This is a genomic window from Mycolicibacterium bacteremicum (assembly GCF_002086115.1).
Taxonomy (GTDB): domain Bacteria; phylum Actinomycetota; class Actinomycetes; order Mycobacteriales; family Mycobacteriaceae; genus Mycobacterium; species Mycobacterium bacteremicum.
On the sequence record NZ_MVHJ01000012.1, the window covers coordinates 130,999 to 155,951 of the forward strand.

Genomic DNA, 24,953 nt, shown 5'->3' on the forward strand with positions numbered 1-24,953 from the left:
GCACGCTAGCGCGCCTGCGGCCGCAGCAGTAGCTCGCGCAGTTCGTCCTCGGCCTCGGTGGTGGCCACGAACACCAGCTCGTCGCCGCCCTCCAGCGGTTCGTCGCCCTCGGGCACGATCACGCGGGGGCCGCGCAGGATCGTCACCAGCGAGGCATCCCGCGGCAGGTTGAGCCGCTTGACCGCCTTACCGCCCCACGGGGTGTCGTCGGGCAGGGTGATCTCGACCAGGTTGGCCTGACCCTTGCGGAAACTCAGCAGCCGCACCAGATCGCCCACCGCCACGGCCTCCTCGACGAGTGAGGCGAGCATGCGCGGCGTGGACACCGCGACGTCGACGCCCCAGTTCTCGTCGAACAGCCACTCGTTGCGCGGATCGTTGACCCGGGCCACCACGCGCGGCACCGCGAATTCGGTCTTGGCCAGCAGGCTGAGCACCACGTTGGCCTTGTCGTCGCCGGTGGCGGCGATCACCACGTCGAAGTCCTCGAGCTTCACCGATTCCAGCAGGCTCAACTCGCAGGCGTCGCCGAGGCGCCAGTGCGCGGCCGGGATGGCGTCGACGTCGATGTGCTCGGGGTCGCGTTCCAGCAGCGTCACCTCGTGATTGCCGACGAGCTCGCGCGCGATGGACCGGCCGACCGCCCCGGCCCCGGCGATGGCGACCTTCATTCGTTGTCCTCGCTGGGCGGTAGGGCCGAGATCGCCAGCGCCTCGGCGATGTGGCCGGAGATGGCGGCGATGAACACGTGGTCGCCGGCCTGGATGATGGTCTTGCCGTCGGGTAGCAGGCCGGTCCCCAGGCGCAGCATGAACGCCACCCGCCCGCCGGTCGCGGCTTCGAGTTCGGTCACCGGATGACCGGCCCAGTCCTCGTGCAGCGGCAGTTCGGCCACCCCCACGTTGCCGGACGGGTCGCGCCACTTGGTGGTCTCGGACTCGCGGGTGAGCACGTTGAGCAACCGGTCGGTGGTCCACGGCACGGTGGCCACCGTCGGGATCCCGAGCCGCTCGTAGACCGCGGCGCGCTTGGCGTCGTAGATGCGGGCGACGACGCGCTCGACGCCGAAGGTCTCCCGGGCCACCCGCGCCGAGATGATGTTCGAGTTGTCGCCGGAGGACACCGCTGCGAAGGCCCCGGCTTCCTCGATTCCCGCGCGCAGCAGCACATCCCGGTCGAAGCCCATGCCGAGCACGCGCTCGCCGGTGAACTCCGGGGACAGCCGGTTGAACGCGGTCGAATCACGATCGATCACGGCGACCTCATGGCCGATCCTGGCCAGTCCGTCCGCCAGCGATGCGCCAACCCGGCCGCACCCCATCACCACTACCCGCACACTCGGTCCTCTCTGGCCGTCGTCCAGGAATACCGTCACTTCCCACACGCCATCCAACACGCGATTGAACCAGCGCACCCGGAACGCTACAGCCACTCGCCGGTGCGCTTACTCTTGGCACTCGTGTCCAAGCTTTCGACCGCCGCCCGGCGGTTGGTCCTGGGGAGACCGTTTCGCAGCGACAAGTTGTCGCACACGCTGTTGCCGAAGCGGATCGCCTTGCCGGTGTTCGCTTCCGACGCGCTGTCCTCGGTTGCCTACGCACCAGAGGAGATCTTCCTGGTGCTGTCGGTGGCCGGCCTGGCGGCGTACTCGTTCGCCCCGTGGATCGGTCTGGCTGTCGCCGCGGTGATGCTGATCGTCATCGCCAGCTACCGGCAGAACGTGCATGCCTATCCCTCCGGTGGCGGCGATTACGAGGTGGTGACCACCAACCTGGGCGGTACGGCCGGCCTGACGGTGGCCAGCGCGCTGCTGGTCGACTACGTGCTGACGGTGGCGGTGTCGATGTCCTCGGCGATGGCCAACATCGGCTCGGCGGTGCCGTTCATCAACCAGCACAAGGTGCTGTTCGCGGTGGTGGCGATCCTGCTGCTGGCCGCGCTGAACCTGCGCGGCATCCGGGAATCCGGCACCGCTTTCGCGATCCCGACCTACGCGTTCATGATCGGCATCTTCGTCATGCTGGGTTGGGGCCTGTTCCAGATCTACGTCCTGGGCCACGATCTGAAGGCCGAGTCGGCGTCCTTCGACGTGAATTCCGACCACGGCGATCTGATGGCGGTGGCCATGGTGTTCCTGGTGGCGCGCGCATTTTCGTCCGGCTGTGCGGCACTGACCGGTGTCGAGGCGATCAGCAACGGGGTGCCGGCATTCCAGAAGCCCAAGTCCCGCAACGCGGCGTCCACACTGCTGATGCTGGGTGTGATCGCCACCACGCTGTTCATCGGGATCATCATGCTGGCCAAGGAAACCGGCGTGAAGATCGCCGAGCATCCGGAGACCCAGCTGGTGGGCGCTCCGGAGGGGTATCACCAGAAGACGCTGATCGCCCAGCTCGCCGACGCGGTGTTCCACGATTTCCCGGTCGGTCTCTACGCCATCGCCGGTGTGACCGCCTTGATCTTGGTGCTGGCGGCCAACACCGCGTTCAACGGTTTCCCGGTGCTGGGTTCGATCCTGGCCCAGGACCGGTTCCTGCCGCGCCAGTTGCACACCCGCGGTGACCGGCTGGCGTTCTCCAACGGCATCCTGTTCCTGGCCTTGGCGGCCATCGCCTTCGTGGTGGCGTTCCAGGCCGAGGTGACGCATCTGATCCAGCTCTACATCGTGGGCGTGTTCGTATCGTTCACACTCAGCCAGATCGGCATGGTCCGGCACTGGACGCGCTATCTGAAGGTCGAGACCGACCCGGCGGTGCGCAGGCACATGATGCGCTCGCGGGTGATCAACGCCGTCGGGTGTGCGTGCACCGGCTCCGTCCTGATCGTCGTGGTGATCACCAAGTTCATGGCCGGCGCGTGGATCGCGATCCTGGCGATGGGATCGCTGTTCGTGCTGATGAAGCTGATCCGCCGGCACTACGACACCGTCGCGCGGGAACTCGACGAGCAGGAGGCCGAGGTCGAGGACGTGGTGCTGCCCAGTCGCAACCACGCGGTGGTGCTGGTGTCCAAACTGCACCTGCCGACCAAGCGTGCGCTGGCCTACGCCCGCGCCACCCGCCCGGATGTGCTGGAGGCCATCACGGTCAGCGTCGACGACGCCGAGACCCGTGCACTGGTGCACACCTGGGAGGAGAGCGACATCAGCACACCGCTGAAGGTGATCGCCTCGCCGTACCGTGAAATCACCAGGCCGGTACTGGATTACGTGAAGCGTGTCACCAAGGAATCGCCGCGCACGGTGGTCACCGTGTTCATCCCCGAATACGTGGTGGGGCACTGGTGGGAGCAGGTGCTGCACAACCAGAGCGCGCTGCGCCTCAAGGGCCGGTTGCTCTTCGAGCCGAACGTCATGGTGACTTCGGTACCCTGGCAGCTCAACTCGTCGGAACGGCTCAAGACCATGCAACCGCAATCCGCTCCCGGCGATGCACGCAGAGGATTTCTGGATTGACCGAACTGACACTGACCACCGGGCCTGCGGCCAACGGGGGCAGTTGCGTCGCGCGTCACGACGGCCGGGTGGTCTTCGTTCGCTATGCGCTACCCGGCGAGCAGGTGCGGGTGCGGGTGGTCTCCGAGCGGGGATCCTATTGGCACGCCGATGTCGTGGAGGTTGTCGAGCCGTCACCGGACCGGGTGAAATCGTTGTGTGCCATCGCCGGTTCGCAGGGTTCTGGATGCTGCGATCTGGCGTTCGCGCAGCCGTCGGCCGCTCGGCGCATCAAGGGCGAGGTGGTGGCCAATCAGTTGGGCCGCTTGGGCGGATTCGACTGGGACGGTGTCGCCGAGGAAGTCGGCGACGGCTCGGCGACCGGCTGGCGCACCCGGGTGCGCCTCGACGTCTCCGAGACCGGCCGCGCCGGGTTTCACCGCTATCACAGCGACGAGTTGGCCGAATCGTTGAATTGCGCGCAGCTGCCGGGCGGCATGCTCGATGGCCTGGACGGATCCCGGTGGCCGCCCGGGGCGCAGTTGCACATCGCCGTCGATGACGAGGGCCGCCGGCATGTCGTGCAGGCCGGCCCACGCACCGGACGTCAGGCGAGCACGCAGGTGGTGGAGGGCGAGTACGAGGCCGTCCAGCAGATCGGTGGCCGGCGCTGGCGGGTTCCGGTGACCGCGTTCTGGCAGGCGCACCGGGATGCGCCGCGTACCTACAGCGCGTTGGTCGGCGACGCCGCGGCGCTGCAGCCGGGCATGACGGCGTGGGATCTCTACGGCGGCGCCGGGGTGTTCGCGTCCGTACTCGCCGACCGGGTGGGGGAGAGCGGCAAGGTGCTGACGGTCGACACCTCGCGCGGTGCGGCCCGCGCGGCGCGGGCCGCGCTGGCCGACGCGCCGCAGGTGTCGGTGGTGACCGATTCGGTGCGCCGGGTGGTGGGGGCGCAGCGTTCCCGGCCCGATGTCGCCGTGTTGGACCCGCCGCGCTCGGGTGCCGGCAAGGAGATCATCGAGGCGTTGGCCGGGGTGCCGCGAATCATCCACATCGGTTGTGAGGCAGCGTCCTTCGCGCGGGACGTGGGGGAGTACCTGCGTCAGGGCTACACCGTGGAATCCCTGCGGGTGTTCGATTCGTTCCCGTTGACCCACCACGTCGAATGCATGGCGGTGCTGACGCGCTGACTCAGGCCGCTTTGTGCACCATGACGAGGTGCACGTCACGGGTGAGGATGCGCATCCCGCCGGCCACCGGCGGCGCGGTCGAGCGGTAGACGGCCCCGGTCGGGGTGATGTGCTCGGCGACGTGCCGACCGTGCGGGTCGAAGTAGGTCTTGACCCGCCAGCCGGGTGCTTCCTTGGAGTAGTTGCACTGTTCGCAGCAACCACGCCCATTGCGCGCGTCGGTGGACCCGCCCCGCCGGTGTGGCTCGGCATGGTCGATGTGGCGGATGGGTGCATTGCAGAACGGTGTTCGGCAGGTCTGGTCGCGTAGCCGGATGAACTGTGCCAGCCCGCCGGAAAACGTGCGGGCGTGCGATTCCAAGGCGACCAGCGCGCCGGTACCCGGGGCGGCGTAGAGCCGCCGCAGCTCGACCCACCCCTGCTCGTCGATGGCGTCGGTGATCAGTTTCCGGGCCACCTCGGCCGGGATCGGCCCGTGGTCTGCCACCGTCGCGGCATCGTCGCTGGTGCCGATGAGCGCCTCGTCGGAGAGCACCACGTTGACCGTCAACGGCACCGGTTCCGCCACAGACCGTCCGGTGAGACGCTCGTACACGGTGTCGGACATCGTCTGCCCGCGCGAGCGGCCATTTGGATTGGCGTCGGCCTCCCGTTTGAGGCTGGCGTAGCAGGCGATGCCCTGGGCCAGCGGCATCAGCGCGGTGAGGTAGACCATGTTGTCGGCGGCGGGCCGGGTGGTGACGGTGCGGTCCTGGGGTGCCTTGGCGGCCTTGTCGACCACGGCATGCGGATCCAGCCGGTAGGCGATTCGCTTGGCCTCGGCCGTGATGCGCTTGTCGCCCAGGCCCTCGAGCTGAGCGGGGTCGGCGCACATCTCGTGGTCGAGGCGGCGTCGATCATCGGCGGTCAGGCAGGCCGACTCGCGAACGAGGATGGTCGCCCGCCACTCGGAGAGCACGCCGGCCTCCAGGGCCGCGAGGGTGTGGGGCATCTCGTGCACCAGAGCCCTGGCCAAGCCGAGGTGCTGGTCACCCTTCTTCGGTGAGTCGCGGCGGGCCAGGGCGATCTCTGCCGCCAACCCTCGTCCGCGCCTCGTCGGCGCCACCCCGGCGGCCGCTTCGGCGTCCCGCCGCGCAGTCGACCACTGAGCGGCCGCGCGCGCCTGGGCTGCGGCGGCCGTTGACTTGAGGCGTTCGCAGCGCTCGATCACGTCCCGCAGATCCGCCTCGGAGGCTTCGGGATCGATATCGAACAAACTTTCGAACACGTTTCCGACTCTACTGCGGCCCTCTGACAAGCCGTGGTGAAAATCGCCGAAGCGGGTACCCGCCGTTCGGGGTGAGCAAGTCATGAAAAAGATCTCGGGTACGGCGGTCGCCTACGGCGGCTATGTGTTCTTCATCGTCGGCTTCATATCGCTGGGTCTGTTCGTCACGGCACTGGCCGTCGGCAGTGCCTCGGCTCTGGTGTGCGCGATCGTGTCGGTGGCGTCGTTCGCGGCGGCGGTCGCGGGCTTCCGGATCGGGGCGCGCCGGTTCGGCAGTGTCTGGGCCAAGCCGGTCACCGACGACGATCTGCGTGTCTATAAGGCCAGATACCGCGGTCGATCGCGGCGCGGCCGGGTCGGTCGCTCGTCGACCCGGGCCGCTTGACGGTTCGGGCGACGGCCTGCCGCTTCACCACTGCTACTTGACGAAATGTTGGGTTTTCCTAACAATTAGTTGTATGAGTCCGGTGAGGCGGGCGGAAACTCTCCCGATCCACAACCGCATCCGCGTCCTGCGTGCGGAGCGCGGGATGAGCCGGGCCGACCTGGCGGCACGCATTGAGGTCAACCCGCAGACCGTCGGCGCGCTGGAACGGGGCGACCACTACCCGAGCCTCGATCTGGCGTTCCGGATCTGCGAGGTGTTCGACCTCCCGGTCGAGGCGGTGTTCTCGCGGACCGCGTTCGCACCGCTGTCCGCGCAGGTGTACCGACGCATCGAAGGAGGCGGTTGAGCGATGGCTGATACGGATCTGATCGAGCGGTATCAGGACTTCCGGACCAAGCGGTTTCTGAAACAGGAACAGGTGTGGGCGAATTCGTTGCCGGCCTGGCGTGCCAAGCGCCGCAGGCGCGCGCTCGTCGTCACCCTCGTGGTGACCTTCGCCGTCATGTTCGGTATCAGCGTGCTGTGTGCGTTCGGCGTGCCCTGGGCACCGGTGCTCTGGCTTCCTGCCTGCCTGGTGTTCTTCCCGGTCTGGATCGTCATGCAGATCGTTTCCAGTCGGCGCGGCGACGCGCCACAGGGTGCTCTCGACGAATTCGAGATCGCCCAGCGCAACAGCGCCCGGTCGATCGGGCTCACCATCACCCAGAACCTGATGATGATCCCGGTCTTCTACCTGATCTTCGGCTCCGTCATAACCGGCGGCACCGATGTGAACATGGCCTATGCGGGTGGCTCGATGGCGCTGACGGTGCTGCTCATCGGCGGATGCGCGCCGGCGATGATCCTCGGTTGGACTCGCCCCGACCCCGAACCCGACGACGTGTAATAGGGTCATCCCCGGTGTGCCGGGAAGTCTGGTCGGCGTTCACATCGCGCTGACCAAGGGAGACCCATGAGCAACCGCAGACTTCTCGCACTCGGTTCCTGGCCGGAGGCCAAGCGGGTATCGGAGATCCTGCGCAAGGAGACCGTCGGGGGCGTCATCCTGCTCGTCGCCGCCGGGGCCGCGATCATCTGGGCCAATTCGCCATGGGCCGGCAGCTATTTCGCGATCCGCGACTTCCACATCGGGGGCGAGCCATTCGGTCTGCACCTGTCGTTGTCGATCGGACACTGGGCCGCCGACGGCCTGCTCGCACTGTTCTTCTTCGTCGTCGGCCTGGAGCTCAAACGCGAGTTCGTCGCCGGCGACCTGCGTGACCCGGGCCGCGCGGCACTGCCCATCGCCGCGGCCGTCGGCGGCATGGCAGCCCCCGCGCTGATCTTCGCCGCCATCGCCTGGCGGGGAGGCGAGGGGGCGCTACACGGCTGGGCCATCCCCACGGCGACCGACATCGCCTTCGCGGTGGCCGTGCTCGCGGTCATCTCCACGCACCTGCCCTCGGCGCTGCGGATGTTCCTGCTGACCCTGGCCGTGGTCGACGATCTGCTGGCCATCACGGTCATCGCCGTGTTCTACACCGATGATCTCGACATCGGCGCGCTGGCCGCGGCGGTCATACCGCTGGCCCTGTTCGCGCTGTGCGTACAACGCGGGATCAAGGCCTGGTGGATCCTGGTCCCGTTGTCGATCGCGACGTGGGTGCTGATGCACGAATCCGGTGTCCATGCCACCGTCGCCGGCGTGCTGCTCGGCTTCGCAGTGCCCGTCCACCGCTCGGTGACCCGCGCCGGCGCCGAGCTCGGGTCGGGAATGGCCGAATACTTCGAGCACAAGACCCGCCCGCTGTCGGCGGGTGTCGCCATCCCGGTCTTCGCCTTCTTCGCCGCGGGCGTCGCCCTGGGCGGATTCAGTGGTTTGGCCGAGGCGCTGACCAATCCCATCACCCTGGGCATCATCGCCGGCCTCGTGCTCGGCAAACCGGTCGGCATCTTCCTGACGACGTGGACGCTCTCGAAGGTCAGCCGCGCCGAATTGGACTCGTCGTTGCGGTGGGTCGACGTGCTCGGAGTGTCGATGCTCGCCGGGATCGGGTTCACCGTGTCGCTGCTGATCGGTGATTTGGCTTACAGCGACACGACACGCGAGGAGTTCGTGAAAGTCGGGGTGCTGACCGGGTCGCTGACCGCCGCGGTACTGGCGTCGGTGCTGCTGGCCACGAGAAACGCCACATATCGCCGAATTCAGGCGGCGGAGACAGCCGACGATGATCACGACGGCGTGCCCGACATCTACCAGCCTCGACAGGACTGAGGGGTATCGCGTGGGTAAGCTGGCGGGATGCTTAAACAGATCCGCGGACCCGCAGATCTGCAGCGCCTGTCGCAGTCTCAGCTCGGCGAGCTGGCCGGTGAGATCCGTGAATTCCTGATTCACAAGGTAGCTGCAACCGGCGGACATTTGGGCCCCAACCTCGGCGTCGTCGAGCTGACCCTGGCGTTGCACCGGGTGTTCGATTCGCCGCATGATCCGATCATCTTCGACACCGGACATCAGTCCTATGTGCACAAGATCCTGACCGGACGCGCCGACGACTTCGACCGTCTGCGGATGAAGGACGGCCTCTCCGGCTATCCGGCCCGCACCGAGAGCGAACACGACTGGGTCGAGTCGAGCCACGCCAGCACCGCGCTGTCCTATGCCGACGGGTTGGCCAAGGCATTCGAGTTGGCCGGGCACCGTAACCGCCATGTCGTCGCCGTCGTCGGTGACGGCGCGCTCACCGGCGGTATGTGCTGGGAGGCGCTGAACAACATCGCCGGGTCCAACCGGCCCGTCGTCGTCGTGGTCAACGACAACGGCCGCAGCTACGCGCCGACCATCGGCGGCCTGGCCGACCATCTGGCCGCGCTCCGGCTGCAGCCCGAGTACGAGAAGTTCCTGGAGCGGGGCCGCGATGTGGTGCGCGGCGTGCCGGTCATCGGCGAGATCTGCTACCAGGCCATGCACAGCGTCAAGGCGGGTCTCAAGGATGCGCTGCAGCCGCAGGCCATGTTCACCGATCTGGGCCTGAAGTACGTCGGCCCGATCGACGGTCATGACGAGCACGCGGTCGAGGCGGCGCTGCGGCACGCACGTGGGTTCAACGCGCCGGTCATCGTGCACGTGGTGACCCGCAAGGGCATGGGCTACGCCCCGGCCGAGGCCGACGAGGCCGAGCAGATGCATGCCTGCGGCGTCATCGATCCGGTCACCGGGCAGGCGACCGCCGTCTCAGCGCCGGGGTGGACCGGCACGTTCTCCGACGAACTGATCAAGATCGCCAAGCGCCGCCGCGACGTCGTCGCGATCACCGCGGCCATGCCCGGACCCACCGGACTGGCGGCTTTCGGCCAGCTCTACCCCGACCGGCTGTTCGACGTCGGCATCGCCGAGCAGCACGCGATGACCTCGGCGGCGGGTCTGGCGATGGGCGGCCTGCATCCGGTGGTGGCGGTCTACTCGACCTTCCTCAACCGCGCCTTCGATCAGATGATGATGGACGTTGCCCTGCACAAACTGCCGGTGACGATCGTGCTCGACCGTGCGGGCGTGACCGGTCCCGACGGGGCCAGCCATCACGGTGTGTGGGATCTGTCCATCCTCGGCATCGTGCCCGGAATGCGCGTCGCCGCACCGCGGGACGCCTCGCGGTTGCGCGAGGAACTCGGTGAGGCACTCGACGTCAAGGACGGCCCCACGGCCATCCGGTTCCCCAAGGGTGCTGTCGGCGAGGACATCCCGGCCCTGGAGCGCCGTGACGGCCTGGACATCCTGGCCAAGCCCGGCCCCGAACTGTCCGAGGACGTCCTGCTCATCGCGGTCGGCTCCTTCGCCCAGATGGGTCTGTCGGTGGCGCAACGCCTGCAGCAGCAGGGCATCGGCGTCACCGTCGTCGATCCGCGCTGGGTGTTGCCGGTACCCGAGGCGCTGCACACGTTGGCCAAGGCACACAAGCTGGTGGTCACCGTCGAGGACAGCGGCGTGCACGGTGGCATCGGATCATCGGTGTCGGCGGCCCTGCGTCGCAACGAGATCGACGTGCCGTGCCGCGATGTGGGTGTGCCGCAGGAGTTCCAGCCGCACGCCTCGCGGGGTGAGGTGCTCACCGACATCGGCTTGACCGATCAGCACATCGCCCGGCAGATCACCGGGTGGGTGGCCGCGCTGGGATCAGCGGTGGGGGATCGGGTCGAGAACAGCGTCGACTGAGTCGGTGCTGATTCAGGTCGGCTCTATCGCAGTCGTTGATCTGGAGGCTGCGCTGGAGCTGTATGCCGAAACAGTGCTGCCCGAACCACTGGGCCGCAGCCGGCCGGTCGGGTCCCTGTGGTTGGCCAGCCGAAACGTCGAGCCCATCGAGACTCGCCTGAGCGACGGTGATCTGCGCCGTATGCAGCCATGGGTGGCGGCCCTTGTCCGGCCCGATGTAAGTGTGCAGTGTCGGGTCGAGTATTCGGACGGAAACGCCGATGACCGGCGACTGTATGCCGTGCGTGGCCAGGGCGTGGGATTCGTTGCAGTGCAACGCCGATGCGACGGGATGGACACGATTGACGTGTACTCGGCAGCGCCGGATGTGCTGAGCCAAGCAGTTGCGGAATCGGCCGGGCTGGTCGGTGCCGGTACACGCTGGCGCATCGAGTTGGCCGACCGCCATGCCGATGCGGACCGTTATGACGATCTGGGTTTTCTGATTCCGGGCAGTGAGCGTGAGCGGTCGAATGCCACCATCGTCGACCGCGGGTCCATCACCGCGACAGGAACGCTGCGAGTCGGCGACAGATTCGTGCAATGGGTGCAGATCGATGGTGATGGCGACTACATACTCGATCCTGCTGAGCCGGGCAGCGCAGAGCCGCTCGACATCGAGACGATGACGGGATGTGTTGCCGGGCTCATCGCCGCCGATCTCAGTCGACGCTGAAATCCTGCTCGTCGAGCCGGCGTAGTCCGCGACTGTCCGCCAGTTCGTCACGGTGCTCGGGATGCTGCCAGTAGAACCGGACCCACCGCCGGAGTGAGTTCGAATCGCCCATGATGGCGTCGGCTACCAGCATGATGCTGCGGCCCTCGGGAAGGATGAAGACGATGACGTCGTGAAAAGACTTCTTTCGCTTCGGTTGATGGTCGAGGATGTCCTCCACATCGCTCCAGGGCCCCTGCTTATAGGTGCCCCATTGCCCGTTCCACACTTCGAAACCGGCTGGGCTGAGCCGTAGATGGCCACCGCCACCGTGTTTGATTATTCGGAAGAGGGTGGGGATTCCGAAGAGAAGCAGGAAGACCGACCCGGTGTATGCCATGGACCGTTCGACTCCGGTCGGTACGTAGTCGAGCATGCCGAGCGTGTTGAAGACCAGGAACAAAGTAGCCGTGACCGTCGTCGCGGCGGTGGCGACCACAAAGACGGTGTCCAAACTCGACGGCGGCCGCAACAGAATCGCGCCCGAGCCCACGGACCTGCGGGGTGTTGACCTACCGGATGTCGCGTAGATGAAGTAGTAGGCGAATCCGAATGCCCACAGCGCCAGACCGAGCATTACCGCAGCGGTCAAATAGCTGTTGCGTGACAACCAGATCACCGCCCAGACGGCAGCGAACACGCCGAATCCGAAGAGTGCTACCGCGATGACGGCCGGCTTTGGTTTGAGCTTCATCGTGGACAAAACGTGTTTCCAATCCAGTTGCCCAGGGCTTTGCCTCCGCCGGCCGCCACGGTCGCCGCCAGAACAGCGGTTACCGGGCCGCCGCCCGAGGTCGCTACTCCGGCCAACGCGCCTGCCGTCAAGGACGTCGCACCTTCCGCGGCAGCCACACACTTCTGAAAGCCCGTGTCGGCTACCGCAACGTCCCAGAGCGCGGTCGCCAGGCCGAAAGCGGGACCTCCGTACTTAGCCCCCGTCTTGACGTGTTCCAGGGCCTCCTGGCTCAGCATGGGAATGCCGTGCTCGGCCTGCGCACCCAAACCGGTGATACCTGCATCGATCGTCATCAGCGCGGGATTGCTGAGCAATTGAACCGGGACGTCCGCCTGTCGGCCGTCGGGGGTTCTGATCGTTCCGGTCCTGCTGCCGTCCGGACGCTCAATCAAGGTCGTGATGGTGCCGTCGGCCATCTGAATCGTCGTCACATCTGCGTTGGCAATGCTGTGGTGGGCGAACTCATTGAATGTCACCGATGTCGATTTTGAGATCTCATTGCCATCCTTGTCGTAGTGGATCTCGGTCGTGGCCGGACCTCGATCGGAGAACTGGGCGTTGGCGTTCGCCGTCCTGACGTGCTTGCTGCCATCCTGCATGTAGATGGTGGTGACGGTCGCCAGCTCCTCTCCGGTCATCGGGTCGTATCGCTTCTCCGTCGTGGTTTCGCGGACCGTCTGCGACATCTCCGTATCGCGGATCAGTCCCTGCTGAATCGCTCCGAGCGGACTCAACGGATCGGGTACCTCATCACCTGGACGCTGAGATCCCGGAATCATCAGACTTCCGGGGTCGAGGGGATTCGGTGGTACGAAGCCGTGCGGCTGCGCGGCGTCGGTCAATGCGGCTGCGGCGGTGTCATCAGCCGATCCCACGGCTGTCAACAAGCCGTTCACGATGACCTGTTCGGCCTGTGCACGCCGCTCCAAGGCCGCGACCTGCTCAATGGTCATTTGCGCGCCGGCGATCAGCACAACCCACTGCTCGTTGACCCGCAACTGACCGCTCATGTCGATCTGATCCGCCTTGTTCAGCAACGCCGTCCGGGGTGGAGCAATGGTGCCGGCGCCCGAGATCAGGGCTTCACCTACCGCCGTCGCATAGGTGGAAAAGGCACCGGTTTGCTTCTGCGCACGGTCGAACATCGACGTGGCGGCAGTGTGGGCATCACCTGACCATGCCTTGGTGTCGGGCATGGTCGCGATGTTGGTATTCAGCGTGGTGACGGCGTTGTCGACCGCGACGCCGCCGTCTTTGACCGCTTGACCGGTGAACGTGAGGGAATCAGGATTCCACCGTTCCAGCCGAGAACGCGAGGGCAGCACGGTCTCAGAAAATCCCGCCGAAGCTGCCGGCCAGATCAGAATCGCTGACGTCGTAGGCGCCGCCGGCGCCCCGCACCGAGGTGCCCATCTGGTTAATGTCAGCGGCGATCTGGTCGGCGATCTGTGTGATGTGGGCACCCACAAGGCGGGCCGTCCATTGGGTGGTCGAACCGTCCAGCCCATCGGCCGCGGCGGCAACCTTGCCGCCGACGTCGGCCTCGCGAATGATGCCTGCCGCAATATCGACCTGGCCGGCGAAGGCGCGCAGGATCTCTGGGTCAACCTGCACCGTTAGCCCCCCGCCGTCTTCGTCCCTCCGACAGTTACCCTAATCGAAGATCAGAACATGCCTTCACGCCAATTTCAGGACCAAGCGGTACCCGCAATGTCCCGCTGAGAGCGTCGTCGTGCAGATATGGCCACACCGGCGCTGTGGGACGGACATTCGGTCGGCCGATGACGCTCAGGCGTCCCCGTCGTCCTGGGGCCCGCCAGTCGGCGTTGCCTGAGCACCCACGCCGCCACCGCGAGCACCAGCACCAGTGCGCCGAGCACCCCGGTCTGGACGATGGTCCTGGCGAATTCCGGACCCTGGCCCACGAGTTTGGCCGCCTCCACCGACTGCACCACGATCTCCTTGATGCAAGCCAGGATTCCGACGACCAGAAACGGTTCGACGGCGATCTCGTGGGACCGCAGGCTGGTCCGCACGGCGTAGAGCAGCTCGACGAAGATGAAGATCAGCAGTACGCCGTCCAAGACCTCCAGCATGACGTTGGAGGTGGGCGTGTCCAGTAACGAGAACATGGTCTTGACCTGGGCCACCAGCAGAGCCACCGCCCCGGCGACCAAAATGACCGCGATGGCCCAATAGATGGCGTCCTCGACGATGCTCAGCACGCGGTCGGCGAACCGTTGCCGGTCCTTCTCGTCGTGCGTCTCGTCTTTCTCGGCCACGGTGATCGTCCTCCAGGTCGCAGGTGGTCGAGATTCTCGCCGGTCAGTCCGACGACGCGTCGGGCGCCGCGGTCAGCGCCTCGGTCAACACGGGCACCGTCAGCTCCCGTTGCCACGGCCGGGCACCGGCCTGCACCAGGAACTCCTCGACGCCGGCTCGCACATCGGCGACCGGCTGCCAATCCCAGCACAACCGGCGGACGGTATCGGGGGTCAGCAGATTCTCGGTGGGCACCGAAACCCGTTCCGAGAGTGCGGCTAGTCCGGCGCGGGCAGCCTCCAGACGCTCGGCGGCCTCGGGCTTACGCCGCGACCAGCGGGCCGGCGGCGGCGGACCGGTGGTCGGCTCGGAACCCGACGGCGGATTCGGATCCGTGCGGGCGCGCGCCAATGCGTCCAACCACACCTGCGCGCTGCGGCGCTGGCGACTACCACCGAAAACCGGTAGCGCCGTGAGTTTCTCGACGGTGTCGGGATCGGCGGTCGCCGCGTTGACGATCGCGGCATCGGGCAGGATGCGGCCCGGCGCGATATCGCGACGCTGCGCGATACGGTCCCTGGTGATCCACAGTTCACGCACCGCCGCCAGCGCCCGCGGATCGCGCACCTTGTGGATCCCCGATGTCCGCCGCCACCTGTCGCGCCGGGTGACGGTCGGTTCGGCGGTGCGCAGGTATTCGAATTCCTGTGCCGCCCAATCGGATTTGCCCTGCTCGGCCAGCACGGCGGCCACGGCGTCGCGCAACTCCAGCAGCACCTCGACATCCAGCGCGGCGTAGTTCAACCAGTCCGCCGGCAGCGGGCGCTTGGACCAGTCGGCCGCCCCGTGTCCCTTCACCAGGCCCAGGCCGAGCAGCCTGCGCACCATCTCGGCGAGGTTCACCCGCTCGAAACCGGCCAACCGGGCGCCGAGTTCGGTGTCGTAGAGCCGCGGGGGTGTCATGCCGAGCTCGGCCAGGCACGGCAGATCCTGGTCGGCGGCGTGCAGCACCCACTCGTCGGTGCTCAACACCTCCGCCAGCGGCGCCATCACCGTCAGCGGATCGCCGCCGTGATTGACCGGGTCGATCAGCACGATGCCGGCACCGGCTCGCTTGATCTGGATCAGGTAGGCGCGGTTGGAGTACCGGAAGCCCGACGCGCGTTCGGCGTCGACGGCGAACGGCCCCGTTCCCGACGCCAACAATTCGGCCGCCTTGACCATGTCGCTGGGGTAGAAGGACACCGCCGGCACACCGTCGGCGGGTGCCAGCAGGGGAGTCGGTTCGGGTTCGGCGTCGGGCTCGACTTCGGCCCCGGATTCCTCGGATTCGGTCATCAGGCGCGCGTGCGGGATCCCAAGCTGGTCACGCCGGCCGGTGGCAGACCGGCCGCATGCTCGAGCACCTCGCAGAACGCCTGCACGTGCGGACCCAACTCCAGGTCGGTGGCCGTCCAGGAGGCCCGCAGCTCCAGCTGGTGTGCCCGCGGCGGGCCGGAGATGTCGCCGTAGCGCACCGATGTGGTGGCCGTGACCGTGCCGCCCAGCGCGGTGACCGCCTCGGCGTGCCCGGCCAGGGCGTCCACCAGCCAGCTCCACGCCACCTCCGGCAGCAGCGGGTCGACGGCCTCGGTGGAGTCCAGATCGGCCTGGATGTAGGCGACCAGCCGCATGGTGCCATCCCAGGCCTCGGCGCCCTCGGGATCGTGCAGCAGGATCAGCCGGCCGAACGCGTCACCGTCGGATTTCTCCGGCACCACGGCGGCGTCCGGGTGGCGGACCTCGGCGCCCAGCGCATAGCTGAAGGGTGCCAGTCGCTGCGGCGGACGGATCGGACCGAGCTCGATTTCCGGCCGCACGGTTGCGGCATTCATCGCCGCAACCGCGGTGCGGAATTGAGCCGGTTCGACGGATGTCACATTGGTGGACGCTAGCCCCAACTGGTCTCAGCCTTGCGCAGGCGCGCCGACTGTCCGGCGCGTGGCAACATAGGGGCCGATGAGCACCCGTCGTGACCTGCCAGCGTCACCCTTCCTGGCCGCCGCTGCCGGCCGCACACCGACCCACACTCCGGTGTGGTTCATGCGGCAGGCCGGACGTTCGCTACCCGAATACCGGGCCCTGCGGGCACAGCACAGCATGTTGTCTGCCTGCTTCGATTCCGAGCTGGTCTGCGAGATCACCCTGCAGCCGGTGCGCAGGCACCAGGTGGACGCGGCCATCCTGTTCTCCGACATCGTGGTCCCGTTGCGGGCCGCCGGTGTCGCGCTGGACATCGTCCCCGACGTCGGCCCGGTCATCGAGCACCCGATCCGCTCGCGGGCCGATGTGGATGCCCTCAAGCCACTGGAACGCTCCCAGGTGGCCCCGGTCAGCGACGCGGTGTCGCTGCTGGTCGCCGCGCTCGGCGAGGTTCCGCTGATCGGGTTCGCCGGTGCCCCGTTCACCCTGGCGTCCTATCTGGTCGAGGGCGGTCCGAGCCGCAATCACGAGAAGACCAAGGCGATGATGCTCGGCGAGCCGGACACCTGGCATGCGCTGATGACATCGCTGACGGATCTGACGATCGCCTTCCTGGAGGCGCAACTGGACGCCGGGGTCGACGCGATCCAGCTCTTCGATTCCTGGGCCGGCACCCTGTCGCTGGCCGACTACCGCGCCTACGTGCTGCCGCACAGCTCGCGGATCTTCGCGACGCTGGCGGTACACGGCGTGCCGATGACGCACTTCGGCGTCGGCACCGCCGAATTGCTCGGCGCGATGGGTGAGGCCGGTGCCACCGTCGTCGGGGTCGACTGGCGGACCTCGCTGACGGCGGCCGCGCAGCGGGTGGGTGCCGGAAAGGCGCTGCAGGGCAACCTGGATCCGGTCACCCTGTTCGCCGGGTGGCCGGCTGTCGAGCGAGCCGCGCGCGCCGTCGTCGAGGACGGCCGGGCTGCGGTCGCGGCCGGCGCGTCCGGACACATCTTCAACCTCGGTCACGGTGTGCTGCCCGCCACCGATCCCGAGGTGGTGACCGACCTCGTCGCGCTGGTGCACTCGTTGTGACTTCGTACTGCGTTGTCGGAGGCGGTATCTCGGGATTGACCGCCGCCTACCGGCTGCGCGTATCGGTGGGCCCCGACGCACGGATCACAATCTTCGACCCGGCCGACCGCCTCGGCGGGGTGCTGCGCACCGAACAGGTCGGTGGCATGACGATGGACCTGGGCGCCGAGGCCTTCATCACCCGCAGACCCGAGGTCCCGGCGCTGCTCGGTGAACTCGGCCTGACCGGCCGTCAGGTCGCCAGCGCCGGCGCCCGCCCGCTGCTCTACAGCCAGGGCCGGCTGCACCCGCTGCCCACCGGCACCCTGCAGGGTGTCCCGGCCCGCGCCGAGTCGATGGCCGGTCTGGTGGACGATGCGACCGTCGCACGGATCGCCGACGAACCCCGCCGTCCGCTGACCTGGCGCCCGGGGGCGGATCCCTCGGTGGCCGAACTGATCGGTGACCGGTTCGGTTCCCAGGTCGTGACGCGGTCGGTGGAGCCGCTGCTGACCGGCGTCTACGCCGGGTCGGCCGCCACCATCGGTGTGCGCGCGGCGTTCCCGACGCTGGCGGCCGCCCTGGATCGGGGCGCCCGCAGCCTCACCGAGGCGGTGCGCGCCGCGCTGCCGCAACCGCAGCCGGGCCCGATCTTCGGGGCCCTCGACGGCGGCTACGCCGTTCTGGTCGACGAGCTCGCCCGCCGTGCCGGTCTGCACTGGGCGCAGGTCGGCATCGAGCGGGTGACACGCGACAGGCACGGCTGGGATCTGGTCGACGACGAGGGCGTGCACTGGTCGGCCGACGCCGTGGTGCTCGCGGTTCCCGCGCCGCGGTTGGCCCGCCTGGTCGACCATCTCGCCCCACGCAGTGCCGCCGCGGCGCGCCGCATCCCGGTGGCCTCCACCGCCCTGGTGGCGCTGGCCCTGCCGGGTGGCACACCGCTGCCCGACCAGTCCGGGGTGCTGGTCGCCAGCGGCGAGCAGCTGCACACCAAGGCGATCACCCTGACCTCGCGCAAGTGGGGTCGGCGCGGCAACGTCGAGCTGGTTCGGTTGTCCTACGGGCGATTCGGGGACAATCTGGCACGCAGCGTCGGCGACGACGATCTGCTGAACCAGTCGCTGGCCGATCTGCAGCAGGTGTTCGGCATCGGTGTCGACCCGGTCGACTATCGAGTCCAGCGCTGGATCGAGGCCATGCCGCAGTACGGGCCCGGCCACGCCGACCTGGTGGCCGAGCTGCGCGCGGGGTTGCCGCCGACGGTCGCCGTCGCGGGCGGCTATCTCGACGGGATCGGCGTGCCCGCCTGTGTGGGGTCCGGCACCAAAGCCGCGGCCCGGCTGGTGGCAGGATAGCCCTATGGCCAAGCTCGATTACGACACGCTCAACTCGATGACCAGGTACATGATGATCTCGGTCTTCGCGGTTCAGCCCGAGGCACTCGACGCCGACCGTAGCGCCGTCATCGACGAGACCGCGACGTTCTTCAAACACCAGGAGGAAGGCGACGTCGTGGTCCGCGGACTCTACGACGTGACCGGATTCCGGGCCGATGCCGACTACATGATCTGGACGCATGCCGAGCGCGTCGAGGATCTGCAGGCGACCTATTCGGCGTTCCGGCGCACCACGCTGGGCCAGGCGAGCGATCCGGTGTGGAGCGTGGTCGCCCTGCACCGGCCCGCCGAGTTCAACAAGAGTCACGTCCCGGCGTTCATCGCCGGCGAGGACCCCGGTGACTACATCTGCGTGTATCCCTTTGTGCGGTCGCTGGATTGGTACCTGCTACCCGATGACGAGCGGCGCAAGATGCTCGTCGAGCACGGGATGGCCGGCCGGGAGTACCCGGATGTGCGGGCCAACACCGTGCCGGCGTTCGCGCTCGGTGACTACGAGTGGATCCTGGCCTTCGAGGGACCGGACCTGGCGCGCATCGTCGAGTTGATGTGGAAGTTGCGTTACACCGACGCCCGCCGCCACGTCCGCGAGGAGACCCCGTTCTTCACCGGGCCGCGGGTGAGCGTGGAAAACCTGCTGACCAAGCTGCCCTAACTCCGCTCGGTCGGGGCACCGGCGACGTCGAAATTTGCTAGCGTTCAACGATGCCGACAGTCGCCCGGGTGGGGGGCGGGGCAACGGCCGCAACCCTCGCATTCTGTGGCTGGCTGGTGTCCGGCTGGGGTTCGCCAGAACAGCGGATCGCCGTCGAAGACCTGGTGTTCGTCGTCCTTGCGGTGTTCGTCACCGGTTGCTGTGCTCACGCGGCCCGGCGTGCATACGGCCGTCAGCGCACCGTCTGGGTCTGCGTCACGCTCGGCCTGGTGGGCTACACCATCGGATCGGCCATCTGGGCCTACTACGAGTGGTGGCTGGCCGAGTCGCCGTTCCCGACCATCGCCGACATCGCCTATCTGACGCTGCCGGTCTTCGTCTGCATCGGTCTGCTGGCCGTGCCGGCCGGCGTCTCGGGATACACCCACGGCCGGTTGGCACTGGACGGGTTCATCGTCGCCGTCGCGTTCTTCCAGATCGGTTGGTGGACGGTGCTGGACCAGCTGTTCCAGACCGGCGGCAGCAGTCGGTTCGCCGTCGGTGTGGCGCTGGCCTACCCGGTGCTGGATCTCGGGGTGCTCACCGTCGCGGTCCTGGTGCTGGCCCGGGCGCCCGCCGCGCAACGCCGTTCGCTGGCGCTGCTGGTCGGCGGCATGACTTCGATCGCCATCGCGGACGGCATCTTCGTCTACACCAACGCACACGACGATGTCGCGCTGGTGCGCTTCGGCAGCGTCGGCTGGGCACTGGGGCTGCTGCTGATCGCGCTGGCGGCGCTGGTGGCGGGCCGGTCCGCCGGTGTGCATGCCGACGCCGATCAGCGGATCTCCCGCGCCGCGATGTGGCTGCCCTACGTGCCGATCGTCGCCGCCCTGGTCGCGGCAACGGTGCGTTTCGCCGCCTCGCCGGGAATGCCGCCCGCCTTGCTGGCATCGGTACTCCTGATCGTCCTGGTGCTGGCGCGCCAGTTCATCGTGGTGGGGGAGAATCGCCGGCTGCTGGAGACGGTCGCCGCACAGGCCATGCGGGATCCGCTCACCGGCCTGGCCAACCGTGCGCTGTTCCAGGATCGGCTGGCGCACGCGATGGCGTTGCATCACCGCGACGAGCAGTCGGTGACGGTGCTGTCCCTGGACCTTGACGATTTCAAACTCGTCAACGACGGTCTGGGGCATCCGGCCGGGGACCGGCTGCTGGTGCAGGCCGCGGAGCGGATTCTGCGTTGCGTCCGGTCCAGCGACACCGTCGCGCGGATGGGTGGTGACGAGTTCGTGGTGCTCATGGAGGGTGACGAGGCGGCCGCTCGCCTGGTGGCCCACCAGGTGGTGGCCGCCTTCGCCGATCCGTTCGTCATCGACGGCCACGAGTTGCGACTATGTCCCAGTGCGGGATTGGCGGTCGCCGGCTCGGGCGGGCCGCGGTTGACGGCCGACGACCTGCTCAAGCACGCCGACCTGGCGATGTATGCGGCCAAACGACGCCGGATCAGCGGCGTGCACACCTATTCCGAGGCCGATCTGCCCACCGGGATCGGCGATTCGGCCCAACAGCTGCGTACGGTCGACGGCGGCGCCCATGACAGCACCGTCGCGTTCCAGATGCTCGGGCAGCTGCGGCACGCCATCGACAACCTCGAACTCACTCTGGTGTACCAGCCGAAGTTCGATCTGGCCGACGAGTCGATCACCGGGGTGGAGGCACTGGTCCGCTGGCCACATCCCGAACGCGGCCTGCTGGGGCCCGATCAGTTCCTGCAGCTGGTCCGCGATCACGGGCTGATGCGCCCGATCAACGAGCTCGTTCTCGACCAGGCCCTCGGTCAGGTGGCGATCTGGCGTCAGCTCGGTTTCCGGGTTCCCGTCGCGGTCAACATCTTTGCACCGTCACTGGCCGACCAAGGGTTGCCCGACCGCATCGAGCGGACGTTACGCGCCCACGGCCTGCCGTTCGAGACCCTGACCGTGGAGATCACCGAGGACCTGCTGATCGGTAACCACGAGCAGGCCGCCGAGGTGATCGACCGGCTGCGCGACAGCGGGGTCCGGGTGGCGATCGACGATTTCGGCAGCGGCTACTCGGCGTTGTCGTACCTGCGCGATCTACACATCGATGAATTGAAGCTCGACAAGGGATTCGTCACCGCGGTGACCGAGGACCCGCGCTCGGCGGCCATCGTGAAATCGGTCATCGAACTGGCCCGTGGACTCGGGCTGACCACCGTGGCCGAGGGCGTGGAGAGCGCCGAAACCGCCGCGCTGCTGCGCGTGTACGGATGCCAGATCGGCCAGGGCTATTACTTCAGTGAACCGTTGCCACCGCAGGAGATGCTGGCGTTGCTCAGGACGCGCCCGCGGGAACCAGACGCAGCGATATCGAATTGATGCAGTAGCGCTGATCGGTCGGCGTCGGATAACCCTCACCCTCGAAGACGTGGCCGAGGTGGCTGTGACAGTTGGCGCAGATCACTTCCACCCGGGTCATGCCCAGCGAGTCGTCCCGTTTCAGGATCACCGCGTCGGAGTCGGCGGGGTCGTAGAAAGAGGGCCAGCCGCAGTGCGATTCGAACTTCTCGGTGCTGCGGAACAGTTCGGCTCCGCATGCCCGGCATTCGTAGATTCCGGCGGTCTTGGTGTCGGTGTACTCGCCGGTGAACGGCCGCTCGGTGCCCGCACGGCGCAGCACCTGGAATTCGGCGGGGTTGAGCTTCTCGCGCCACTGGTCGTCGGTCAGCTCAAGCTTGGGACCGGGGTGTGTCATGCTTCAACGCTAGCGCGCCGACGCCCATCCGTCATCCACGGCGGATCGATCCCGGAATCCAGTCTGTTCTCGGCCTTGGCGTCCAGATAGCGGAAGTACAGCACGCAGAACACCACGATCAGCAGCAGCGACCAGCCGTAGGTGATCTTCATGTACTCCAGGAAGCGTCCGGTGGTCGGCCAGTGCCCCAGCAGCCACCGGTCCATCGTCATGAACCCGTACACCGCCAGCCAGGCCGGCCAGTTGTGCAGCACCGAGTTGCGCAGCACCACCGTCATCAGGAAGGGGAACAGCATCGTCGAGTAGTAGCCCTGGCCCAGCGACAGCACCAGGAACGACGCCGTCAGCAGGACACCGGAGGATGTCAGCAGCCAGAACAGCGGATCGCGCTCGCGGTAGTACTTGTAGAGCAGATACAGGCTGCCGGCGGCCAGCAGCAGGAACAGGATGCGCAGCGCCAGGATCAGCCACATCGGCAGGCCGTAGTAGATGCCGTTGCCCAGGATCGAGGAGTTGAAGTAGTCGCGGGTCTCCAAGATGTAGGGCACGGTGCGGTGCACGAAGCTCATCGGGTCCGACACCAGCGGCCAGGCCGCCGCGTTGAACACCAGCGGGACGCCGAAAGCGGTGATGAGCGTGTAGAACTGGCGGTTCAACACCGGTAGCAACAGCAGCGGCGCCAGCGACGGTTTGACCACCAGCGTCAGCCCGATCGCAGCGCCGGCCAGCAGCTCGGCGGTGCGGCCCCCCTTGAGCAGGAACCGGAAGAACAGCACGCCGCCCAGCAGCATGCAGCCGTTGATGTTGGTGAAAACCAATGTGTTGGTGACGGATTCGGTGCAGAACATGGCCAGTAGCAGCGCGGGTGCGGCCACCGAGGACAGCGTGTAGTTGAACATCCGCAGCAGCAGATACGCCGCGATCAGGAACGCGATGACGTTGAAGGTGATGTACCAGTAGCGCGCGGCGTCGACGGGCAGATAGCCGAACGGGGCGAGCAGCAGGGTGCCGCCCGGCGGGTACAGATAGTGCGGGTCTACGTGATCGAAGTTCTCGTTGTAGATGTCCCAGCCCATCTTGAAGTTGATGACGGCGCGGTAGACGGGGCCGAAGTCATCGGTGATGTAGCCGTTGGTGCCCAGCACGTAGCTGCGGTGGATGACCGACAGGATCGCGATGGGCCACAGGACCGACCGCAGGATCGTCGCCGTGGACGGCGGTGCGGTGCGGGGGCGGAACGCGTTCAGGACGGACTGCTGGAACGACACCTGCGCAATTTACACCGGGCCGCCTGACGGCCCACTCAGGCAGGGCAGAACGTGTCGGTCTCGGGCAGTTTGCCCTCGGCGAGGTAACCGATCACCGGGGGCAGCGCGCACGGCGAGTAGATGCTGGCGCCGTGCCCGATGCCCTGGAAGATGACCCGCTTGCTGTTCGAGCCGGCGTTGATGATGGTCGCGGCCACGGCGGCGACGCCCTCATTGCCGTTGATGGGGTCGTTCTGCACCCCGAGCAACAGCGTCGGGATCTTCAGGTCCTTGGGATCCTCGGGGGCCGACCCGCTGGGCCAGCTCAGGCAGTTGACCATCCGCAGCGCGGCGACCGTGCCGAACTGCGGATAGATCCGGTTCCAGGCGACGACGAGTTCGCGGACCCGGTCGGGGGTCGGTCGGTTGAGGGCGTCGCTACAGCTGTTGACGAACTGTCCGTCGGTCTGGCGCAGATCCTCGGCCTGGGCGATCAGATCCGTCATCGCCCCGGTGTCCCCGGAGCGGGCGGCGGCGACGGCCCCGCCGAGGGCATTCGTCGCGGCCACCCGGTCGCCGCGTGGGAAGGCCAGCGCGGTGGTGATGGCGTCGGCGACGGCCGCCTCGGAGGCCCCGTTGGGTCCGCGTCCGTCGCGGGCGGCCTTGAGCAGTGCGTCGACCTCGCCCTTGGGATCGGGACCGAGCGGGCAGTTGATGGCGGTGCACTGCGCGGCGAACGCGTCGAGGGCGGCCTGCTGGCCCTTCACCTTCTGCTCGGCGGCGGCCTCCGCGCTGATCGGCAGTGGCAGCGGGGAATCGAGCACCAGGCGGGCGACCTTGTCCGGGTGCGAGCCGGCGTAGGCCAATGCCACCTGGGCGCCGTTGCCGATGCCCAGCAGCGCGATGCTCGGCACATCCCAGGTGCTGCGCAGGGCCTCGATGTCCTCCGCGGCGTGCGCGTTGTCGTAGGCGGAGTCCCCGGGGGCGATGTAGTCGGTGCAGGTGGTGGTGGCGGTCTGCACGATCGCGCTCAGGTTGGCCACCGGGTCGTCGCCGGACTCGAACTGGGTCTGGTCGATCATCTCCTGACGGTCGAACAGGTCCCGGCAGTCGATCGCCTCGGACAGCCCGATACCGCGACGGTCGACGGCGACGATCGGATTGGTCTTGAGGATGTCGGTGCCCGACCGCGACAGCCATACCGGCAGCTGGGTCGAGGACGGCAGATCGCTGCCGGTGGTGAAGACCAGCGGTCCGGCATCGGTCGGGGTGGCCGTGGTGCGGGCCCGCACCACGCCGATGTTGATGTCACCGCCGGCCCCCTTGATGGAATCCAGGTCGGCCTGATAGTTGGCGCACTCCAGCGTGACGCCCGGGACGGCGGGGATGGCGGCATCGCGGAAACTCTGTGCGGTGCAATCGGACCAGGACAGATCGTTCTTGGGGGCCTCCAGCGCGGGCGGGCCGGACGCGACGGTGGTCGGCTCGGGCGCACCCTGCGGGCCGGCGCCGTCATCGGTGGCATAGCGCGGGTTCGCGGCCAGCAGCGGCGCGCAGGAGGTCAGCAGGACGGCGACCGACAGCACCATTGTTGACCGCAGGGGCGCTACCGCACGTCGCATGCCGACCACAGTAGCGATCA

The 24,953-nt window shown here is 67.6% G+C and carries 24 protein-coding genes; 12 read left to right on the top strand and 12 right to left on the bottom strand.

The genetic code is table 11. The annotated features are described in order from the left end of the window. Window positions 1–5: 5 nt before the first annotated feature. Window positions 6–671, bottom strand: coding sequence for a potassium channel family protein (locus BST17_RS16320; RefSeq protein WP_083059806.1), 666 nt, complete (start codon window positions 669–671; stop codon window positions 6–8). Further along, the gene (locus BST17_RS16325) at window positions 668–1,336 is read right to left on the bottom strand and encodes a potassium channel family protein (protein WP_109750172.1); all 669 of its coding nucleotides are present in this window, start codon (window positions 1,334–1,336) and stop codon (window positions 668–670) included. Before BST17_RS16325 ends, BST17_RS16320 begins: the two co-directional genes overlap by 4 nt. Before the next feature lie 114 nt (window positions 1,337–1,450). On the opposite strand from BST17_RS16325, the gene BST17_RS16330 reads away from it, so the two are divergent. Continuing rightward, window positions 1,451–3,454 (top strand): APC family permease, encoded by a 2,004-nt coding sequence (locus BST17_RS16330; RefSeq protein WP_207573657.1) that lies wholly within the window; start codon window positions 1,451–1,453, stop codon window positions 3,452–3,454. Continuing rightward, window positions 3,451–4,626, top strand: coding sequence for a class I SAM-dependent RNA methyltransferase (locus tag BST17_RS16335; protein WP_083059809.1), 1,176 nt, complete (start codon window positions 3,451–3,453; stop codon window positions 4,624–4,626). The genes BST17_RS16330 and BST17_RS16335 overlap by 4 nt, the downstream gene beginning before the upstream one ends. A gap of 1 nt (window position 4,627) precedes the next feature. Here BST17_RS16335 and BST17_RS16340 read toward each other — a convergent pair whose 3' ends face one another. Next, window positions 4,628–5,893, bottom strand: a complete 1,266-nt coding sequence (locus BST17_RS16340; protein ID WP_083059810.1) for an HNH endonuclease signature motif containing protein — start codon at window positions 5,891–5,893, stop codon at window positions 4,628–4,630. Between the two features lie 82 nt (window positions 5,894–5,975). Between BST17_RS16340 and BST17_RS16345 the strand changes: the two genes are divergently transcribed. The 6 genes from BST17_RS16345 to BST17_RS16370 all read left to right on the top strand — a co-directional run bounded on the left by BST17_RS16345 (window position 5,976) and on the right by BST17_RS16370 (window position 11,188). Beyond that, window positions 5,976–6,278 (top strand): hypothetical protein, encoded by a 303-nt coding sequence (locus BST17_RS16345; RefSeq protein WP_083059812.1) that lies wholly within the window; start codon window positions 5,976–5,978, stop codon window positions 6,276–6,278. 73 nt (window positions 6,279–6,351) lie between these two features. Next, window positions 6,352–6,627 carry a helix-turn-helix transcriptional regulator gene (locus BST17_RS16350; RefSeq protein WP_083059814.1) on the top strand — a complete coding sequence of 92 codons (276 nt, stop codon included), beginning with the start codon at window positions 6,352–6,354 and terminating at the stop codon, window positions 6,625–6,627. Window positions 6,628–6,630: 3 nt separating this feature from the next. Then, window positions 6,631–7,167, top strand: a complete 537-nt coding sequence (locus tag BST17_RS16355) for a hypothetical protein (protein WP_083059815.1) — start codon at window positions 6,631–6,633, stop codon at window positions 7,165–7,167. Between the two features lie 66 nt (window positions 7,168–7,233). Further along, window positions 7,234–8,535, top strand: a complete 1,302-nt coding sequence (gene nhaA / locus BST17_RS16360) for a Na+/H+ antiporter NhaA (RefSeq protein WP_083059817.1) — start codon at window positions 7,234–7,236, stop codon at window positions 8,533–8,535. A 27-nt stretch (window positions 8,536–8,562) separates the two neighbouring features. Beyond that, entirely contained in the window at window positions 8,563–10,473 is a 1,911-nt protein-coding gene (dxs, locus tag BST17_RS16365; protein WP_083059818.1) for a 1-deoxy-D-xylulose-5-phosphate synthase, read from the top strand. A gap of 4 nt (window positions 10,474–10,477) precedes the next feature. Continuing rightward, window positions 10,478–11,188: a hypothetical protein gene (locus BST17_RS16370; RefSeq protein ID WP_234807696.1), complete on the top strand. Its 711-nt coding sequence runs from the start codon at window positions 10,478–10,480 to the stop codon at window positions 11,186–11,188. Here BST17_RS16370 and BST17_RS16375 read toward each other — a convergent pair. From BST17_RS16375 to BST17_RS16400, 6 genes are all read right to left on the bottom strand, one after another. Continuing rightward, window positions 11,175–11,921 carry a hypothetical protein gene (locus BST17_RS16375; protein ID WP_234807697.1) on the bottom strand — a complete coding sequence of 249 codons (747 nt, stop codon included), beginning with the start codon at window positions 11,919–11,921 and terminating at the stop codon, window positions 11,175–11,177. The two genes, BST17_RS16370 and BST17_RS16375, sit on opposite strands and share 14 nt — an antisense overlap. Further along, the gene (locus BST17_RS16380) at window positions 11,918–13,288 is read right to left on the bottom strand and encodes a hypothetical protein (protein WP_083059820.1); all 1,371 of its coding nucleotides are present in this window, start codon (window positions 13,286–13,288) and stop codon (window positions 11,918–11,920) included. Before BST17_RS16380 ends, BST17_RS16375 begins: the two co-directional genes overlap by 4 nt. Window positions 13,289–13,292: 4 nt before the next feature. Then, window positions 13,293–13,577, bottom strand: a complete 285-nt coding sequence (locus BST17_RS16385) for a type VII secretion target (protein ID WP_083059821.1) — start codon at window positions 13,575–13,577, stop codon at window positions 13,293–13,295. A gap of 74 nt (window positions 13,578–13,651) precedes the next feature. Next, the gene (locus BST17_RS16390; protein WP_234807698.1) at window positions 13,652–14,245 is read right to left on the bottom strand and encodes a phosphate-starvation-inducible PsiE family protein; all 594 of its coding nucleotides are present in this window, start codon (window positions 14,243–14,245) and stop codon (window positions 13,652–13,654) included. A 43-nt stretch (window positions 14,246–14,288) separates the two neighbouring features. After that, window positions 14,289–15,563 (bottom strand): HRDC domain-containing protein, encoded by a 1,275-nt coding sequence (locus tag BST17_RS16395; RefSeq protein ID WP_083059822.1) that lies wholly within the window; start codon window positions 15,561–15,563, stop codon window positions 14,289–14,291. Continuing rightward, complete coding sequence (locus BST17_RS16400; RefSeq protein ID WP_234807704.1) at window positions 15,563–16,099, bottom strand: DUF3000 domain-containing protein; 537 nt, start codon at window positions 16,097–16,099, stop codon at window positions 15,563–15,565. The genes BST17_RS16395 and BST17_RS16400 overlap by 1 nt, the downstream gene beginning before the upstream one ends. Window positions 16,100–16,223: 124 nt before the next feature. On the opposite strand from BST17_RS16400, the gene hemE reads away from it, so the two are divergent. Genes hemE through BST17_RS16420 form a run of 4 tightly spaced genes read left to right on the top strand, consistent with a single transcriptional unit; the run spans window position 16,224 to window position 21,688 of the window. Next, entirely contained in the window at window positions 16,224–17,273 is a 1,050-nt protein-coding gene (gene hemE, locus BST17_RS16405; RefSeq protein WP_083059825.1) for a uroporphyrinogen decarboxylase, read from the top strand. Continuing rightward, entirely contained in the window at window positions 17,270–18,610 is a 1,341-nt protein-coding gene (locus BST17_RS16410; protein ID WP_083059827.1) for a protoporphyrinogen oxidase, read from the top strand. The genes hemE and BST17_RS16410 overlap by 4 nt, the downstream gene beginning before the upstream one ends. Window positions 18,611–18,614: 4 nt before the next feature. Beyond that, entirely contained in the window at window positions 18,615–19,307 is a 693-nt protein-coding gene (hemQ, locus tag BST17_RS16415; RefSeq protein ID WP_083059829.1) for a hydrogen peroxide-dependent heme synthase, read from the top strand. Window positions 19,308–19,357: 50 nt separating this feature from the next. Then, window positions 19,358–21,688 carry a putative bifunctional diguanylate cyclase/phosphodiesterase gene (locus tag BST17_RS16420; RefSeq protein WP_083059831.1) on the top strand — a complete coding sequence of 777 codons (2,331 nt, stop codon included), beginning with the start codon at window positions 19,358–19,360 and terminating at the stop codon, window positions 21,686–21,688. On the opposite strand, the gene msrB is transcribed toward BST17_RS16420, so the two are convergent. From msrB to BST17_RS16435, 3 genes are read right to left on the bottom strand one after another with little or no spacing between them, the layout of a single operon-like run. Next, window positions 21,645–22,064 carry a peptide-methionine (R)-S-oxide reductase MsrB gene (gene msrB / locus BST17_RS16425; protein ID WP_083059833.1) on the bottom strand — a complete coding sequence of 140 codons (420 nt, stop codon included), beginning with the start codon at window positions 22,062–22,064 and terminating at the stop codon, window positions 21,645–21,647. The two genes, BST17_RS16420 and msrB, sit on opposite strands and share 44 nt — an antisense overlap. After that, window positions 22,061–23,332: an arabinofuranan 3-O-arabinosyltransferase gene (gene aftC, locus BST17_RS16430; RefSeq protein WP_234807699.1), complete on the bottom strand. Its 1,272-nt coding sequence runs from the start codon at window positions 23,330–23,332 to the stop codon at window positions 22,061–22,063. The genes msrB and aftC overlap by 4 nt, the downstream gene beginning before the upstream one ends. A 35-nt stretch (window positions 23,333–23,367) precedes the next feature. Next, window positions 23,368–24,933 carry an alpha/beta hydrolase gene (locus BST17_RS16435; protein WP_207573655.1) on the bottom strand — a complete coding sequence of 522 codons (1,566 nt, stop codon included), beginning with the start codon at window positions 24,931–24,933 and terminating at the stop codon, window positions 23,368–23,370. Window positions 24,934–24,953: the final 20 nt, after the last annotated feature.

What these genes read in the sequence shown, in the direction of transcription:
- BST17_RS16350 (WP_083059814.1), top strand. Translation starts at nt 6,352, where the DNA reads ATGAGTCCGGTGAGGCGGGCGGAAACTCTCCCGATCCACAACCGCATC.
- BST17_RS16435 (WP_207573655.1), bottom strand. Translation starts at nt 24,933, where the DNA reads ATGCGACGTGCGGTAGCGCCCCTGCGGTCAACAATGGTGCTGTCGGTC.
- msrB (WP_083059833.1), bottom strand. Translation starts at nt 22,064, where the DNA reads ATGACACACCCCGGTCCCAAGCTTGAGCTGACCGACGACCAGTGGCGC.
- BST17_RS16395 (WP_083059822.1), bottom strand. Translation starts at nt 15,563, where the DNA reads ATGACCGAATCCGAGGAATCCGGGGCCGAAGTCGAGCCCGACGCCGAA.
- BST17_RS16375 (WP_234807697.1), bottom strand. Translation starts at nt 11,921, where the DNA reads ATGAAGCTCAAACCAAAGCCGGCCGTCATCGCGGTAGCACTCTTCGGA.
- BST17_RS16345 (WP_083059812.1), top strand. Translation starts at nt 5,976, where the DNA reads ATGAAAAAGATCTCGGGTACGGCGGTCGCCTACGGCGGCTATGTGTTC.
- nhaA (WP_083059817.1), top strand. Translation starts at nt 7,234, where the DNA reads ATGAGCAACCGCAGACTTCTCGCACTCGGTTCCTGGCCGGAGGCCAAG.
- hemQ (WP_083059829.1), top strand. Translation starts at nt 18,615, where the DNA reads ATGGCCAAGCTCGATTACGACACGCTCAACTCGATGACCAGGTACATG.
- BST17_RS16400 (WP_234807704.1), bottom strand. Translation starts at nt 16,099, where the DNA reads ATGAATGCCGCAACCGTGCGGCCGGAAATCGAGCTCGGTCCGATCCGT.
- BST17_RS16320 (WP_083059806.1), bottom strand. Translation starts at nt 671, where the DNA reads ATGAAGGTCGCCATCGCCGGGGCCGGGGCGGTCGGCCGGTCCATCGCG.
- BST17_RS16420 (WP_083059831.1), top strand. Translation starts at nt 19,358, where the DNA reads ATGCCGACAGTCGCCCGGGTGGGGGGCGGGGCAACGGCCGCAACCCTC.
- hemE (WP_083059825.1), top strand. Translation starts at nt 16,224, where the DNA reads ATGAGCACCCGTCGTGACCTGCCAGCGTCACCCTTCCTGGCCGCCGCT.
- BST17_RS16355 (WP_083059815.1), top strand. Translation starts at nt 6,631, where the DNA reads ATGGCTGATACGGATCTGATCGAGCGGTATCAGGACTTCCGGACCAAG.
- dxs (WP_083059818.1), top strand. Translation starts at nt 8,563, where the DNA reads ATGCTTAAACAGATCCGCGGACCCGCAGATCTGCAGCGCCTGTCGCAG.